This window comes from Bacillus sp. SIMBA_031 (genome assembly GCF_046535225.1).
Taxonomy (GTDB): domain Bacteria; phylum Bacillota; class Bacilli; order Bacillales; family Bacillaceae; genus Bacillus; species Bacillus velezensis.
Genome location: NZ_JAWRXC010000002.1, coordinates 108,463 through 121,595, shown reverse-complemented (window position 1 = coordinate 121,595; position 13,133 = coordinate 108,463). Strand labels below are relative to the sequence as shown.

Below are 13,133 nucleotides of genomic sequence, written 5' to 3'. Positions count from 1 at the left end.
CCTGAACAGAAGGTGTCATTTCTTTCTGTAAATAAGAAAAGGTGATGTCATGAGGAGAAATAAAAAGAAAATAGCTGTAAACAAAGAAAAGAAAAAATCACTGCCGATCCGGCTTAATTTTTTGTTTTTGGCCGCGTTTCTTATTTTCACTTGGATTATCGTCGAGCTTGGCATCAAGCAGATCGTTCAGGGTGATGATTATAAAAACGCCGCCAATAAGCAGGAGGAGTCTGAGGTCAGCACGGCGGTTCCGAGAGGGAAAATATACGACCGGAACCTAAATCCCATCGTAACGAATAAAGCATTAAATGCGATTACATATACACGTTCAGCCTCAACCACCCAGGCACAGCGTTTAAAAATCGCAAAAAAACTGTCGGGTATGATTAAGGTAAGCACCAAAAAGGTGACTGAGCGGGATAAAAAAGACTATTGGATGTTAACGAGGCCTGATGAAGCGAAAAAACTGATTACGGCCGAAGAAAAGCAAAAAGCTGAAGACAAAAAACTGTCTGACGATGATTTATACCAGCTTCAGCTGAAACGCATCACAGACAAACAGCTGAATGAGCTTACTTCAAAAGACATGCAGATCCTTGCGATCAAAAGGCAGATGGATTCAGGCTACTCCCTGACGCCTCAATACATCAAAAATGAAGGGGTGTCGGCAAAAGAAATGGCCGTCGTCAGCGAACATTTAGATGAACTGCCGGGAGTTGACGTGACGTCTGACTGGGAACGGTCTTATCCTTATAAAAGCCTGATCCGGACATTGCTCGGCAGTGTATCCAGTTCGAACGAAGGTCTTCCGTCCAACCTGCTGGATCACTATCTGTCACTCGGCTACAGCCGGAATGACAGGGTCGGAAAAAGCTATTTAGAATATCAATATGAAAGCCTGCTGCAGGGTCAAAAAGAGAAAGTGCAGAACTTAACCGACTCATCCGGAAATGTCACGGGCAGCAAAGTGATTTCAAAAGGACAGGCCGGCAAAGACCTTGTTTTATCCATTGATATGGACCTGCAGAAATCCGTTGAAAAAATCATTGAGAAAAATTTAAGATCGGCAAAAGCGAGACCGAGCACGAAGCTTCTTGATCGGGCCTTCGTCGTCATGATGAACCCGAAAAACGGAGAAGTGCTGACGATGGCCGGCAAACAGATTACGAATGACCATGGAAAGTACAAAATTAATGATTATGCCCTCGGCGCAATGACTTCCTCCTACGCAATGGGATCGGCGGTCAAAGGAGCGACGGTGTTGACGGGACTGCAGACGGGCGCGATTAATTTGAACACCGTTTTTCAGGATGAACCTATGTATTTCAAGGGAAGTAAAAACCCGAAAAAATCATGGACGAATTTAGGTCCCGTAGATATCCAAAAAGCGCTTCAGGAATCATCAAACGTGTTCATGTTCAAAACGGCGATTGCCGTCGGTAAAGGGGAGTACAAAAAAGGCCAGTCCCTGCCGCTTGATATGAAGGCATTCGATACTTTCAGATACTACTTCAATCAGTTCGGACTCGGAGTTAAGACGGGGATTGATCTTCCGAATGAAGCGACCGGGTACCAAGGGTCACAGCGAATTTCCGGTCTTCTGTTAGACTTTGCCATCGGACAGTATGATACGTTTACGCCGCTGCAAATGGCGCAGTATGTATCTACAATTGCCAATGGAGGCTATCGTTTGAAGCCTCAGCTTGTAAAAGAGGTCAGGCAGCCTGATTCGAAAAAAGGAATCGGAGCCGTTGTAGAGTCTGTTCAGCCCCAAGTACTGAACAAGATTGATATGAATAATGCAGACATTAAAGAAGTGCAGGCAGGTTTCAGACGCGTCATGACAAAAGGGACAGCCGCAACTGATTTTGCGACTGCGACTTACAGTCCTGCCGGTAAAACGGGTACCGCGCAATCTTTCTATGACGGTCCGGACAAATCAGAGACGGGTGAAGCAACATATAACACGACTCTTGTCGCGTATGCACCTGCAGATAATCCGGAAGTGGCTATTTCTGTAGTCGTTCCTTGGGCCTATATTAATTACAGCGATCGATATTCGATTACGGATGATATAGGAAGAGCAGCTCTGGACAAATACTTTGAGCTGAAAAAGAAACAAGAAGATAATAATACGAAGCAGAAAAACGAAGATAAAATTCAGGAAGACGCTGAAAACGGCAATACAAATCACTAACAGAAAAACGCTCACAATCTGTGAGCGTTTTTTTTATACAAAAAAACATCCGGATTTACAAAACCTTAACACTTGATTTATACGCATTTTACAAGAACCCTTTACTCTAGACCTGTAGGACAAATTACACATTAAATGCAGGGGGAATTCAGGAAATGAAAAAAAACAAATGGATGCTTATGCTTCTGATGGCTGCTGTTATGATTGTTGCTGCAGCATGCGGAAATGCAAAGGAAAGCGGCAAGACAGACAGTCAATCTGCAAGTGAGGATAAAAAAGCATCAGGTTCTTTAACCATTTCTGGTTCATCAGCCATGCAGCCGTTAGTACTGGCAGCGGCGGAAAAGTTTATGGAAAAACATCCGGATGCTGATGTGCAGGTGCAAGCGGGAGGTTCAGGAACAGGTCTTTCGCAAGTGTCTGAAGGGGCAGTGCAAATCGGCAACTCAGATGTCTTTGCTGAAGAAAAAGAAGGCATTGATGCAAAAGCCCTAAAAGACCACCGAGTCGCGGTAGTGGCGATGGCGGCTGCGGTCAACCCCGGTGCGGGCGTAAAGGATATAACCAAAAAACAGCTGACAGACGTCTTTACAGGAAAAATTAAAAACTGGAAAGAGCTTGGCGGTAAAGATCAAAAAATTACACTTGTGAACCGTCCTGATTCATCAGGAACGCGCGCTACGTTCGTCAAATACGCGCTTGACGGAGCAGATCCTGCTGAGGGCATTACAGAGGAGTCCTCCAATACAGTCAAAAAAATCATTGCGGAAACGCCGGGAGCTATCGGTTATCTGGCATTCTCTTATATAAACGATGATAAAGTAACGCCTTTATCGATCGGAGGCATCAAACCGGAAGAGAAAAACGTCGTCACAGGCGAGTATCCGATTTGGGCTTACGAGCACTCTTATACGAAAGGTGAAGCGTCAGGCCTTACAAAAACGTTTCTTGACTATATGAACAGCGATGAAGTACAGAAAAGTATCGTAAAAGATCAGGGCTACATTCCGATCTCTGATATGAAAGTCACACGTGACGCAAACGGCAAGCAAAGCTGAGGGGAGGGCGGGCTCCCCGCCTCTTCTTCCTTATAGGAGTGTAAACAAATGATAAATCACAGAGAAAAAGAGTCTGTAAGCGAACGCTTAATAAGCTCAAAACAAAACAGGCAAATGGATGAAGTCCGCGGAAGGGTGATTGTGTCTGTGTGTGCCGCGATTATCATTGCGGCATCAGCGGCGATCACAATTTTTCTCGGCATAAAGGGGCTGCAATCTTTTTTTGTAAATGGTGTAAGCCCGATTGAGTTCTTAACAAGTCTGAATTGGAATCCAACTCAGGCAAAACCTGAGTTCGGCGCGCTGCCTTTTATTTTCGGATCATTTGCGGTCACGGTTCTGTCCGCTCTGATCGCGGCGCCCCTCGGTATTGCGGGTGCCGTGTTTATGACGGAAATTGCGCCGACTTGGGGAAAAAAGGTGCTGCAGCCGGTCATTGAGCTGCTTGTCGGCATTCCGTCCGTCGTTTATGGATTCATAGGTCTTACAGTATTGGTTCCGTTTATCGGCTCATTTAAATCAAGCGGAACGGGTCACAGCCTTTTGGCGGGAACGATCGTACTCTCGGTAATGATTCTGCCGACTGTTACATCGATTTCCGCTGATGCGCTTGCGTCACTTCCGAAACATCTTCGCGACGGTTCATATGCGCTTGGTGCGACGAGGTGGCAGACAATCAGAAAGGTGCTTATCCCGGCGGCGTTTCCGACATTGCTGACCGCTGTCGTGCTCGGGATGGCAAGAGCGTTTGGAGAAGCACTCGCCGTACAGATGGTTATCGGAAATACAAAGCTTCTGCCGGAAAGCCTGCTTGATACGGCGGGAACATTAACGACGATTATCACGTTAAACATGGGCCATACCACATACGGCAGTATTGAAAATAATACGTTATGGTCTATGGGGCTTGTTCTTCTCATCATGTCGTTTCTGTTTATATTGCTCATACGCTACTTGTCATCTAGGAGGAAAGTGTAATGAACCGGAAAATAACGGATAAATTGGCCACCGGTGTATTCGGGTTATGCGCCGCTGTAATCGCGGCGATTTTGGCAGGATTGTTTTTGTACATTCTCATTCACGGCGTCTCTGAAATCTCCTTGCATTTTCTTACGTCAAAATCGAGCGCCATTGCGTCAGGCGGCGGAATACGGGATCAGCTTTTTAACTCCTTTTACATTCTGTTTATCACCATGCTGATCACGATACCGCTTGGTGTGGGGGGCGGCGTCTTTATGGCTGAATATGCGCCCCAAAATAAAATCACCGATTTTATCAGAACGTGTATTGAGGTGCTGTCTTCGCTTCCGTCCATTGTCATCGGGATGTTCGGCATGCTGATGTTTGTAAATCTGACCGGATGGGGCTACACGATTATCGGAGGCGCGCTCGCATTAACGGTCTTTAACCTTCCCGTTATGGTCCGGGTGACAGAAGGCGCGCTCACTGCAGTTCCTAAGGAGCTGAAAGAAGCTTCTCTCGCTTTAGGCGTATCGAGATGGCATACCGTCAAAACGGTGCTGATTCCGAGTGCGATTCCTTCGATTTTAACCGGAGCCATTCTCGCATCAGGAAGAGTATTCGGAGAAGCGGCCGCATTGTTATTTACAGCGGGATTGACAACGCCGCGGCTGAATTTTACCGATTTAAATCCGTTTTCTGAAGCATCTCCTTTCAACATTTTCAGGCCGGCTGAGACGCTGGCGGTTCATATATGGAGTGTCAATACGCAGGGAATCATCCCTGACGCCGAAGCGATTGCAAACGGCGGCTCGGCGGTGCTGGTGATTTCGGTGCTCTTGTTTAACCTTTGTGCAAGATGGCTCGGGTCTGTCATTTATAAAAAGCTTACGGCAAATTAATCGGAAAGAGGCGAAAACATGATTGATTACATCATCAGGGAACAAGCGGAACAGACAAAGCGTTCGCCGGAGTCTTCAATTTTGGAAGTGAAGCATCTATCAATTTATTACGGTGAAAAACAAGCGGTTAAAGATGTAAACATGGATATTGAAAAACATGCGGTGACGGCTCTGATCGGTCCGTCCGGCTGCGGGAAATCAACATTTTTGAGACAGATTAACAGAATGAACGATGCCATTCCTTCGGCAAGAAGCGAGGGAGAGATTCTTTATGAAGGGCTGAATATTTTGGGGGAAGCGATTAATGTCGTGTCTCTCAGACGGGAGATCGGTATGGTGTTTCAAAAACCGAATCCATTCCCGAAATCCATTTACAATAACATCACACATGCGCTGAAGTATGCGGGTGAACGCAGAAAAGCCGTTTTGGATGATGCGGTCGAAGAAAGCTTAACGAAGGCTGCGCTTTGGGATGAAGTCAAAGACCGGCTTCATTCATCGGCTCTGTCGTTATCAGGCGGCCAGCAGCAGCGCCTTTGCATCGCCCGTACGCTTGCGATGAAACCTGCCGTGCTTCTTTTAGATGAACCTGCTTCAGCTCTGGACCCTATTTCAAACGCCAGAATCGAGACGCTTTTGACAGAACTGAAAAAAGATTATTCGATTATTATCGTTACGCACAACATGCAGCAGGCGCTTAGGGTGTCTGACCGAACGGCTTTCTTTTTAAACGGGGAAGTGGTGGAATACGGGCAGACAGAACAAATTTTCACGAGTCCTAAAGCGCAAAAGACAGATGACTACATTAACGGAAAGTTCGGATAGGGGGAAGGACTGTGAGCCTTGTGAAGGAAGCGGTGCACACACATAATTTATTTGATATTCACGGCATGAACGTATGGTACGGAGCCCATCAGGCTTTAAAAGACATTACGATCGGTTTTGAGGAGCGGAAGGTAACTGCGATCATCGGTCCGTCCGGCTGCGGGAAATCCACTTTTATTAAAACATTAAATTTAATGCTGCAAATGGCCCCGAATGTCAAAGTGACAGGCGACATGATCTATAACGGGCGCAATCTGCTGAAAGAAAAGACGGATGCGGCAGAGTTAAGAAAACAGATCGGTATGGTGTTTCAAAAAGGCAATCCGTTTCCCCAGTCGATATTTGAGAATGTCGTGTACGGTCCGAGAATTCACGGCGAAAAAAATAAAAAGAAACTGCTTGAAATCGCCGAGGAATCTTTAAAGGCAGCTGCGCTCTGGGATGAAGTGAAAGACCGCCTTCACCAGCAGGCGCTTTCACTGTCAGGCGGTCAGCAGCAGCGGCTGTGCATCGCAAGGGCGCTCGCCACAAAACCGGACGTCCTTCTGATGGATGAACCGACGTCTGCTCTTGATCCCGTGTCCACGCGGAAAATAGAAGAGCTGATTTTGACATTGAAAGAAAAGTATACAATCGTCATTGTGACGCACAACATGCAGCAGGCTGCGAGGGTCTCTGATCAAACCGCGTTTTTCTATATGGGCGAACTGGTAGAGTGGGGCGATACGGGCAAAATATTTTCTCAGCCGGATCATCAAAAAACAAATGATTATATCACCGGAAAATTCGGATGAAAAAAACGGGCCCGGCCATTGACCGGGTCCGTTTTATATTGCTTATTAAAAAAGCCTGCCGGCCGTATCCATCTGAATGGACGATGCCTGCAAGCTTTTTTAGCGGGTTAATGTTTTAACGATTTTTTTAAAGCTCATATCTGAGTCGACTTTGAAATGGCCGGCGCGGATTTCTTTATGGTAGCCTGCGTCAATGACGTAATCATTAAAGTCCTTCGCTGAAGGAATAATCCCTTCTTTTTCAAGAATGGATGATACATCAGCAGTGCTCATTCCGTCTTTAATCGTCAGTTTGTATGTTACTTTTTTCTTTTTGGCGTCTGTGTTTTGGTCATTGTTTAACGATTTTTCTTTAGAATCAAGCAGTTTTTGATAGTCATCCCGGTTGACGGAGACTTTTTGCTGATCGTCGAGGTAGCTGTTTACTTCTTTTTCTGTCAATGCTGTTTTTTCGGTTTTAACGGCGGCTGCCTGGTCATGGTCAGTCAAGTAGAAGACAGCGGCGAGGACGGCCGTCGCTAAAATCATGCCTGCTGCAAAAGCCTGAATGCCCCGTTTTGTCATACGAGCACCTTCTCATTATCTTTAATAATGGTATTGACGTCCTCGACAGACACGTGCTCCGCTTTTGCGATGGCTTCCGCAGACATTCCGTTGTTATATTTTGAAATGATTTGTTTGGCGATTTTTTGGTTAATGCCGCTGCTTTTGGCTTTGCGGATCACGAGGTTGGTTTCCAGCAATTCTTCTTCAAGCACCGTCATTTTCTTTTTCAGCTTGTAAATTTCCTGCATGGCGGAAAGCTGAAGCGTTTCAAGCTCCTGTTCCACATCTTTCATCGGATCTCTTTGAGAATATGAGAATGCAATAAGCGCTATACTGACGATAAACAACGCAATAATAGCAATTTCCACGTTTCATCACCTTCTATTATTAATTTGCCCTTCTTTTTTATACCATAAAACGCCGCCATTCTAAAGGAAATAGAGAAAAAAACGGAATTTTGTCAGAAAATCTTTTTTATTCGGGGAGCAAACGGTTATTTCTCTATAGATTTCGCATCAGAAAGCCCTTTTTTGTCCTGTTTCGTCATATTTTCCCTTCATCTGACGCAAGCTCATTCAGAGGATCAGAAGCGTAAACTGATGTTTTCTGCACTTAAACAACATTTCATGTAAATCACTCTAGCATTCCGTCCATTATAGTGGTATTATATATAAGTCTGAATAAGTAAATGATATTTAGTTTGGAGGGAAAATAATGCGCGTTAATATTACTTTGGCTTGCACTGAATGTGGTGAGCGTAACTATATTTCTAAAAAGAACAAACGCAATAATCCGGACCGCGTTGAATTTAAAAAATATTGCCCACGTGATAAAAAATCTACGTTACACCGTGAAACAAAATAAGCTGTTTAAAACAGCGGAAAAAGCTGGAGCTTTCAATAAAGTTCTGGCTTTTTTGTCTTTCAGGGAGGTTTGAGAAACGTGAAAGCACAAATCAGAACCGATATCAAAGCAAAGCTTTCTGACATGACAGAAAGTGAATGGGAGAAAAAATGCCGCAGCATGCGTGAAACACTGTTTTCTTCAAAAGAATGGAAACAGGCCCGCGTGATCGCCGTTACCATCTCGACACGCCTGGAAATTCCGACACGGCCGATTATTGAACAGGCCTGGAAAGAGAAAAAACAAGTCTGTATCCCAAAATGCTTTCCGCAGACGGGAGCGATGGAGTTCCGTACATTTTCTGCGTATGATCAGCTGGAAACCGTTTATGCGGGCCTCAGTGAACCGATCGAGAGCCTGACGGAAAAAGCCGCCCAAAATGACATTGACCTTGTGATTGTGCCCGGCGTGGCTTTTGATCGGGAAGGCTTCAGAATCGGATACGGCGGAGGATATTATGATCGGTACCTGTCCGGTTATAAAGGCCGTACCGTGTCGATTCTCTTTGACTGCCAGCTGACAGACAGCATTCCCCGCATGCCCCACGATATTCCGGTCGATATGATCGTGACTGAATCTGAAACCATCGCTTAATCGCATAAAAAACTTCTTGCACCGGAATAATTCTCGCTGTTTGACAAACGATAGGGGCAGGAGGGATAAGATGAAAAAATTGTTGATCTACTCATTATGCGCCGTATCTGTTTTAGCCGTTTACCAAAACCGCTACCGTCTGATGAACAGCGTGCTCAGCCAGCCGGGGATAAGACGGTCATTCATTCATTTCTTTTTAAAAATACCGTTTATCAGAAACAAATTCATTCAGCAGGCATTTTAAACAAATCCCGTTTTTCAGCGGGATTTTTTGCATAAGAAAACCTGCCGGTAAAAAACGGCAGGTTTTCTCGTATTGTCAGCTTTTTTTCAGGAAACCGAGCAGAATTGAGACCATCGGAGAAATGTACAGGAAAAAGGCAAACGGCAGGTAGTCGATGACGGAAACCCCTAAAGCGCTTGCCATAAAAGCGCCGCTTACTCCCCAGGGAATCAGCGGGTTGATCAATGTTCCGCCGTCCTCAAGCGACCGCGCGAGGTGAATCCGCTTAATGCTGAGCCTGTCATATAAAGGTTTATAAGATTGACCCGGAATTAAAATCGACAAGTACTGCTCACCTGTCGCAAGGTTTACGCCTATACTTGAGAAGACGGTCGCCATGACAAGACGTCCTTTCGTATGCACGCCTTTTATCAATCCTTGAAGCAGCGCCGCGATCAGGCCCGTTTTTTCCATCAGGCCGCCGAGCGCAAAGGCGATCATGATCAGAGAGACTGATCCCATCATCGATTGGAGCCCGCCTCTGTTGATAATGCTGGCCACAGCCTGGTCGCCGGTTTTAAACGCCGTCCCGCTTTGCAGGGCGGATATAAATCCTTGAATGCTGCTGTCAGGAATAAAAACAGCAGTCAGAAGCCCTGCGGAAATAATACCGGCGGTAAGCACCGGAATCACGGAAACCCGTCTCACAGCTAAAATGATCACCAACAGAGGTGAAAGAAGCGACCAAGGCGTAACGTGCACGGCCTCTTTCATTCCGGAAATGACAGCCTCAATATTTTGCGTTGAAGCGGCATTTATTGAAACCGATGAACCGAGAATATAAAAAAGAACAATCGTGATCAGCAGTGCCGGAACGGTAGTGCCCATCATATGGCGAATATGCTTAAAAATCGGAATTTCGCCGATTCCGGCGGCAAAATTCGTCGTGTCGGACATCGGTGACATTTTATCACCGAAACAAGCCCCGCAAATGACTGCTCCCGCCGTCCATTCGAGCGGAACTCCCGCCGCGCTTGCTACCCCTAACAGCGCGACGCCGATTGTACTGACAGTTGTCAGACTTGAGCCGACAAGCGTGCTGATGATCATGCAGGAAAATAATGCGGTCAAAAGCAGCTGACTCGGCTGTATAATTGACAAAGCGTAAACGGTGACGGTGGGAATGGCGCCGCTGTACATCCAGGCGCCGATCAGCATACCGATCAAAGCCAGCACGATAATCGGCTGCACACCGTTTTTTAGTCCGCTGACAATTCCTTTTTCAAGACTGTCCCACGAGAAACCGAGCCACAAACCTGCCAAAGACAGAATAATGACGCAAAAGAACAGCGGCATATGCGGCTCTGTATGAAAGAAAAACAGGCAGGACATAATGACTGCTAACATCAAGACAAATAAACTGATGGCTGAGATGAACGTCAGCCTTTTTTCTTGTTTCAAAACAACACCCCATCAAACTTTAATCCTTTTGTGCTTTTGGGCACGAAAGTATTGTAACAGAAAAACGCTTAAATGAGTGTTTTTTTACAATTGTGAATATACAATTTATGAAAATAATACAAGGATATTTTCTCCAATCGTTTTTTGCTTGACGCCCGGATCAGTGATGAAATACGCTTATACTAAGAAGAATAGAAATGGTGAAGCAGATGAATTCATTTTATGACGTGCAGCAGCTGTTTAAGTCATTCGGACATATCGTTTATTTCGGTGACAGACAAGCCGAGATTGACTTTATGAAAGATGAATTAAAGGAAATGTACTTGTCAAACGTGATTGAAAGAGAATTATGGCAAAAAGCCGCCGGAGTTCTTCAGAGAGAATCGGAGCGGATCAAAGGCAGATAACAAAGCAGGATTTTAATAAGAAAAGGAGATTATTATGGAAGATACATGGTTTGCGGGGATTGATCTTGGCGGGACAACCATCAAGCTGGCCTTCATCAACATGTACGGTGAAATTCAGCATAAATGGGAAGTTCCGACCGATAAATCAGGAAACACAATTACGGTCACGATCGCCAAAGCGCTTGATCAGAAGCTGGAAGAACTGAACAAGCCGAAACGGATCGTAAAATGGATCGGAATGGGAGCGCCCGGCCCTGTGGAAATGGCGACGGGAATGGTCTATGAGACGACAAATATGGGGTGGAAAAACTATCCGCTGAAAGACCATCTCGAGGCGGAAACGGGTATTCCGGCCGTCATTGAAAACGATGCCAATATCGCTGCGCTCGGAGAAATGTGGAAGGGTGCAGGTGACGGGGCCAAAGATGTCATTTTAGTGACGCTCGGAACCGGAGTCGGCGGAGGCATCATCGCCAACGGAGAAATCGTTCACGGTAAAAACGGGGCCGGCGGAGAAATCGGTCATATTTGCAGTATTCCGGAAGGAGGAGCTCCGTGCAACTGCGGAAAATCCGGCTGCATCGAAACGATTGCGTCCGCAACAGGCATCGTCCGCATCGCGAAAGAAAAGCTTGCGGCGGTTTCCGGCTCTTCGCTCTTACAAGTGGATGATCTGACGGCACGTGACGTGTTCGAAGCGGCTAAACAGCAGGATAAGACAGCGCTTGAAGTCGTCGATTATGTCGCAAAACATTTAGGCCTCGTGCTCGGAAATCTGGCAAGCGCCATGAACCCGACGAAAATCGTGCTCGGCGGAGGGGTCTCTAAAGCGGGTGAAATCCTGCGGTCAAAAGTGGAAGAGACTTTCAAAATCACCGCGTTCCCCCGTTCTGCGGAAGCGGCCGATATTTCGATTGCGGCACTTGGAAATGACGCCGGAGTCATCGGCGGGGCGTGGATTGCCAAAAATGAATGGCTCAAACATCAAAATTGTTGAAGAAAGTCTGCCTGCCCATATCGCGGGCGGCTTTCTTTTTTTATCTCCCCTGTCATATAGTTTTTAAAAAAGGGGGATGAACATGGCGGGAATTCGTGTCAAACCTGAATTGAAACAGCATATGAAAGATATTGCAAAGGTGCTTTCAATTGATGAAAAACTGTTGAAAGCCGCTGATAAAACGGCGGAAAACGATGAATTATTTTGTCCCGGCTTTGCCGTGAGCGGGCAGTCAGAGGGTCCGCCGCTTGAGACGCTGAGCGGGCTTTCGCGATACATCCGGCGCTGTGAAAGGATTCTTTCCGCTGATCAATGGGTGAAGGAAGAAAAGGTGTACGGCTCCGCATCGGTTTATGAAGAAATTGAGAAAATAACGGATGTCTTTCCGTTTGTCACGTGCCGTAAAATCGGCAGTTCCGTATTGGGAAAGCCGCTATATGAGCTGAAAATAGGTGCGGATACGGTCGAAAGAAAAGTCCATGTAAACGCCTCATTTCATGCCAATGAATGGATCACCACCTCGGTCGCGCTTAAATGGTGTAAAGAATATTGCGCGGCATTATGCGAAAATAAAACCGTTTTCGGGCACTCTGCGCTTGATATATTCAGCCGGACATCATTGTCATTCGTTCCGCTCGTAAATCCCGACGGTGTTGATCTCGTACTTTACGGATGTGAAGATTTATCAGAAAAAAATGAATTTCTCAACGAATTAAATGAGCACCGCCCGGATTTCTGCGAATGGAAGGCGAATATAAACGGTGTGGATTTAAATAAACATTTTCCATCCAATTGGGATATTGAACAAAGGCGCAAACCGAAAGCCCCTTCATACCGTGATTTTCCGGGGGCGGCGGCGCTCACTGAACCGGAGGCGCAGGCGATGCACCGGCTGATAACGGAACAGCCGCCTGACCGGCTGGTCGCGCTTCATACGCAGGGAGAAGAGATTTATTGGGGATACGAAGGATGTGAACCGGAGCAATCATCCCGGATGATTCGGGAGTTTGAAGCGATAAGCGGAAACCGCTATCAAGGCGTTAAAACCATTGACAGCCATGCCGGTTTTAGGGATTGGTTTATACAGCAGTATGGAAAAGAGGGCTATACCATTGAGCTCGGGAAGGGAAAAAACCCTTTGCCTTTTCATCAGTTTGCTGATATTTATCAAGCGACGGAAGGTATTTTGTGGAGGTCGCTTGTTTTTTGAGACATCTGTGAAATTTCTCATTTGTTTACATAAACAAATATGGGACAATAGAAAAG

At 46.0% G+C, this 13,133-nt stretch carries 15 protein-coding genes; 12 read left to right on the top strand and 3 right to left on the bottom strand.

The window, feature by feature from the left end; all coding sequences use genetic code 11:
• Positions 1-49: 49 nt before the first annotated feature.
• The 6 genes from pbpA to pstB (SB724_RS07360) all read left to right on the top strand — a co-directional run bounded on the left by pbpA (position 50) and on the right by pstB (SB724_RS07360) (position 6,736).
• Positions 50-2,197: a penicillin-binding protein 2A gene (pbpA, locus tag SB724_RS07385; protein ID WP_410570643.1), complete on the top strand. Its 2,148-nt coding sequence runs from the start codon at positions 50-52 to the stop codon at positions 2,195-2,197.
• Between the two features lie 155 nt (positions 2,198-2,352).
• Entirely contained in the window at positions 2,353-3,255 is a 903-nt protein-coding gene (locus tag SB724_RS07380) for a phosphate ABC transporter substrate-binding protein (protein ID WP_410570641.1), read from the top strand.
• Between the two features lie 48 nt (positions 3,256-3,303).
• Positions 3,304-4,233, top strand: a complete 930-nt coding sequence (gene pstC, locus SB724_RS07375; RefSeq protein ID WP_012117997.1) for a phosphate ABC transporter permease subunit PstC — start codon at positions 3,304-3,306, stop codon at positions 4,231-4,233.
• Positions 4,233-5,117, top strand: a complete 885-nt coding sequence (gene pstA, locus SB724_RS07370) for a phosphate ABC transporter permease PstA (RefSeq protein WP_007612597.1) — start codon at positions 4,233-4,235, stop codon at positions 5,115-5,117. Before pstC ends, pstA begins: the two co-directional genes overlap by 1 nt.
• An 18-nt stretch (positions 5,118-5,135) precedes the next feature.
• Positions 5,136-5,942, top strand: a complete 807-nt coding sequence (gene pstB, locus SB724_RS07365) for a phosphate ABC transporter ATP-binding protein PstB (RefSeq protein ID WP_044802551.1) — start codon at positions 5,136-5,138, stop codon at positions 5,940-5,942.
• Positions 5,943-5,953: 11 nt separating this feature from the next.
• Positions 5,954-6,736 carry a phosphate ABC transporter ATP-binding protein PstB gene (pstB, locus tag SB724_RS07360; RefSeq protein ID WP_410570638.1) on the top strand — a complete coding sequence of 261 codons (783 nt, stop codon included), beginning with the start codon at positions 5,954-5,956 and terminating at the stop codon, positions 6,734-6,736.
• A gap of 99 nt (positions 6,737-6,835) precedes the next feature.
• Here pstB (SB724_RS07360) and SB724_RS07355 read toward each other — a convergent pair whose 3' ends face one another.
• Together SB724_RS07355 and SB724_RS07350 are read right to left on the bottom strand one after the other, a co-directional pair.
• Positions 6,836-7,300 (bottom strand): endolytic transglycosylase MltG, encoded by a 465-nt coding sequence (locus tag SB724_RS07355; protein WP_007408308.1) that lies wholly within the window; start codon positions 7,298-7,300, stop codon positions 6,836-6,838.
• Positions 7,297-7,650 (bottom strand): hypothetical protein, encoded by a 354-nt coding sequence (locus SB724_RS07350; protein ID WP_003153047.1) that lies wholly within the window; start codon positions 7,648-7,650, stop codon positions 7,297-7,299. The genes SB724_RS07355 and SB724_RS07350 overlap by 4 nt, the downstream gene beginning before the upstream one ends.
• Before the next feature lie 346 nt (positions 7,651-7,996).
• Between SB724_RS07350 and rpmG the strand changes: the two genes are divergently transcribed.
• From rpmG to SB724_RS07335, 3 genes are all read left to right on the top strand, one after another.
• On the top strand, positions 7,997-8,146 hold the full coding sequence (rpmG, locus tag SB724_RS07345; protein WP_003153056.1) for a 50S ribosomal protein L33: 150 nt from the start codon (positions 7,997-7,999) through the stop codon (positions 8,144-8,146).
• 78 nt (positions 8,147-8,224) lie between these two features.
• The gene (locus SB724_RS07340) at positions 8,225-8,779 is read left to right on the top strand and encodes a 5-formyltetrahydrofolate cyclo-ligase (protein WP_410570636.1); all 555 of its coding nucleotides are present in this window, start codon (positions 8,225-8,227) and stop codon (positions 8,777-8,779) included.
• Positions 8,780-8,849: 70 nt separating this feature from the next.
• Positions 8,850-9,023, top strand: a complete 174-nt coding sequence (locus tag SB724_RS07335; protein WP_007408311.1) for a hypothetical protein — start codon at positions 8,850-8,852, stop codon at positions 9,021-9,023.
• Positions 9,024-9,098: 75 nt separating this feature from the next.
• Here the strand turns inward: SB724_RS07335 and nhaC are convergent, their stop codons facing one another.
• Positions 9,099-10,463 (bottom strand): Na+/H+ antiporter NhaC, encoded by a 1,365-nt coding sequence (gene nhaC, locus SB724_RS07330; protein WP_410570633.1) that lies wholly within the window; start codon positions 10,461-10,463, stop codon positions 9,099-9,101.
• 197 nt (positions 10,464-10,660) lie between these two features.
• Here nhaC and SB724_RS07325 point away from each other — a divergent pair, with 197 nt between their 5' ends.
• From SB724_RS07325 to SB724_RS07315, 3 genes are all read left to right on the top strand, one after another.
• Positions 10,661-10,870, top strand: coding sequence for a YqgQ family protein (locus SB724_RS07325; protein WP_007612586.1), 210 nt, complete (start codon positions 10,661-10,663; stop codon positions 10,868-10,870).
• Positions 10,871-10,904: 34 nt separating this feature from the next.
• The gene (glcK, locus tag SB724_RS07320; protein WP_410570631.1) at positions 10,905-11,867 is read left to right on the top strand and encodes a glucose kinase GlcK; all 963 of its coding nucleotides are present in this window, start codon (positions 10,905-10,907) and stop codon (positions 11,865-11,867) included.
• Between the two features lie 82 nt (positions 11,868-11,949).
• Positions 11,950-13,077 carry a M14 family metallopeptidase gene (locus SB724_RS07315; protein WP_410570629.1) on the top strand — a complete coding sequence of 376 codons (1,128 nt, stop codon included), beginning with the start codon at positions 11,950-11,952 and terminating at the stop codon, positions 13,075-13,077.
• Positions 13,078-13,133: the final 56 nt, after the last annotated feature.

Bases quoted from the DNA above. Each gene is read 5' to 3' on its own strand.
- SB724_RS07325 (WP_007612586.1), top strand. From the start codon at position 10,661: ATGGTGAAGCAGATGAATTCATTTTATGACGTGCAGCAGCTGTTTAAG.
- glcK (WP_410570631.1), top strand. From the start codon at position 10,905: ATGGAAGATACATGGTTTGCGGGGATTGATCTTGGCGGGACAACCATC.
- SB724_RS07335 (WP_007408311.1), top strand. From the start codon at position 8,850: ATGAAAAAATTGTTGATCTACTCATTATGCGCCGTATCTGTTTTAGCC.
- pstA (WP_007612597.1), top strand. From the start codon at position 4,233: ATGAACCGGAAAATAACGGATAAATTGGCCACCGGTGTATTCGGGTTA.
- pstB (WP_044802551.1), top strand. From the start codon at position 5,136: ATGATTGATTACATCATCAGGGAACAAGCGGAACAGACAAAGCGTTCG.
- pstC (WP_012117997.1), top strand. From the start codon at position 3,304: ATGATAAATCACAGAGAAAAAGAGTCTGTAAGCGAACGCTTAATAAGC.
- SB724_RS07315 (WP_410570629.1), top strand. From the start codon at position 11,950: ATGGCGGGAATTCGTGTCAAACCTGAATTGAAACAGCATATGAAAGAT.
- pbpA (WP_410570643.1), top strand. From the start codon at position 50: ATGAGGAGAAATAAAAAGAAAATAGCTGTAAACAAAGAAAAGAAAAAA.
- SB724_RS07380 (WP_410570641.1), top strand. From the start codon at position 2,353: ATGAAAAAAAACAAATGGATGCTTATGCTTCTGATGGCTGCTGTTATG.
- rpmG (WP_003153056.1), top strand. From the start codon at position 7,997: ATGCGCGTTAATATTACTTTGGCTTGCACTGAATGTGGTGAGCGTAAC.
- SB724_RS07355 (WP_007408308.1), bottom strand. From the start codon at position 7,300: ATGACAAAACGGGGCATTCAGGCTTTTGCAGCAGGCATGATTTTAGCG.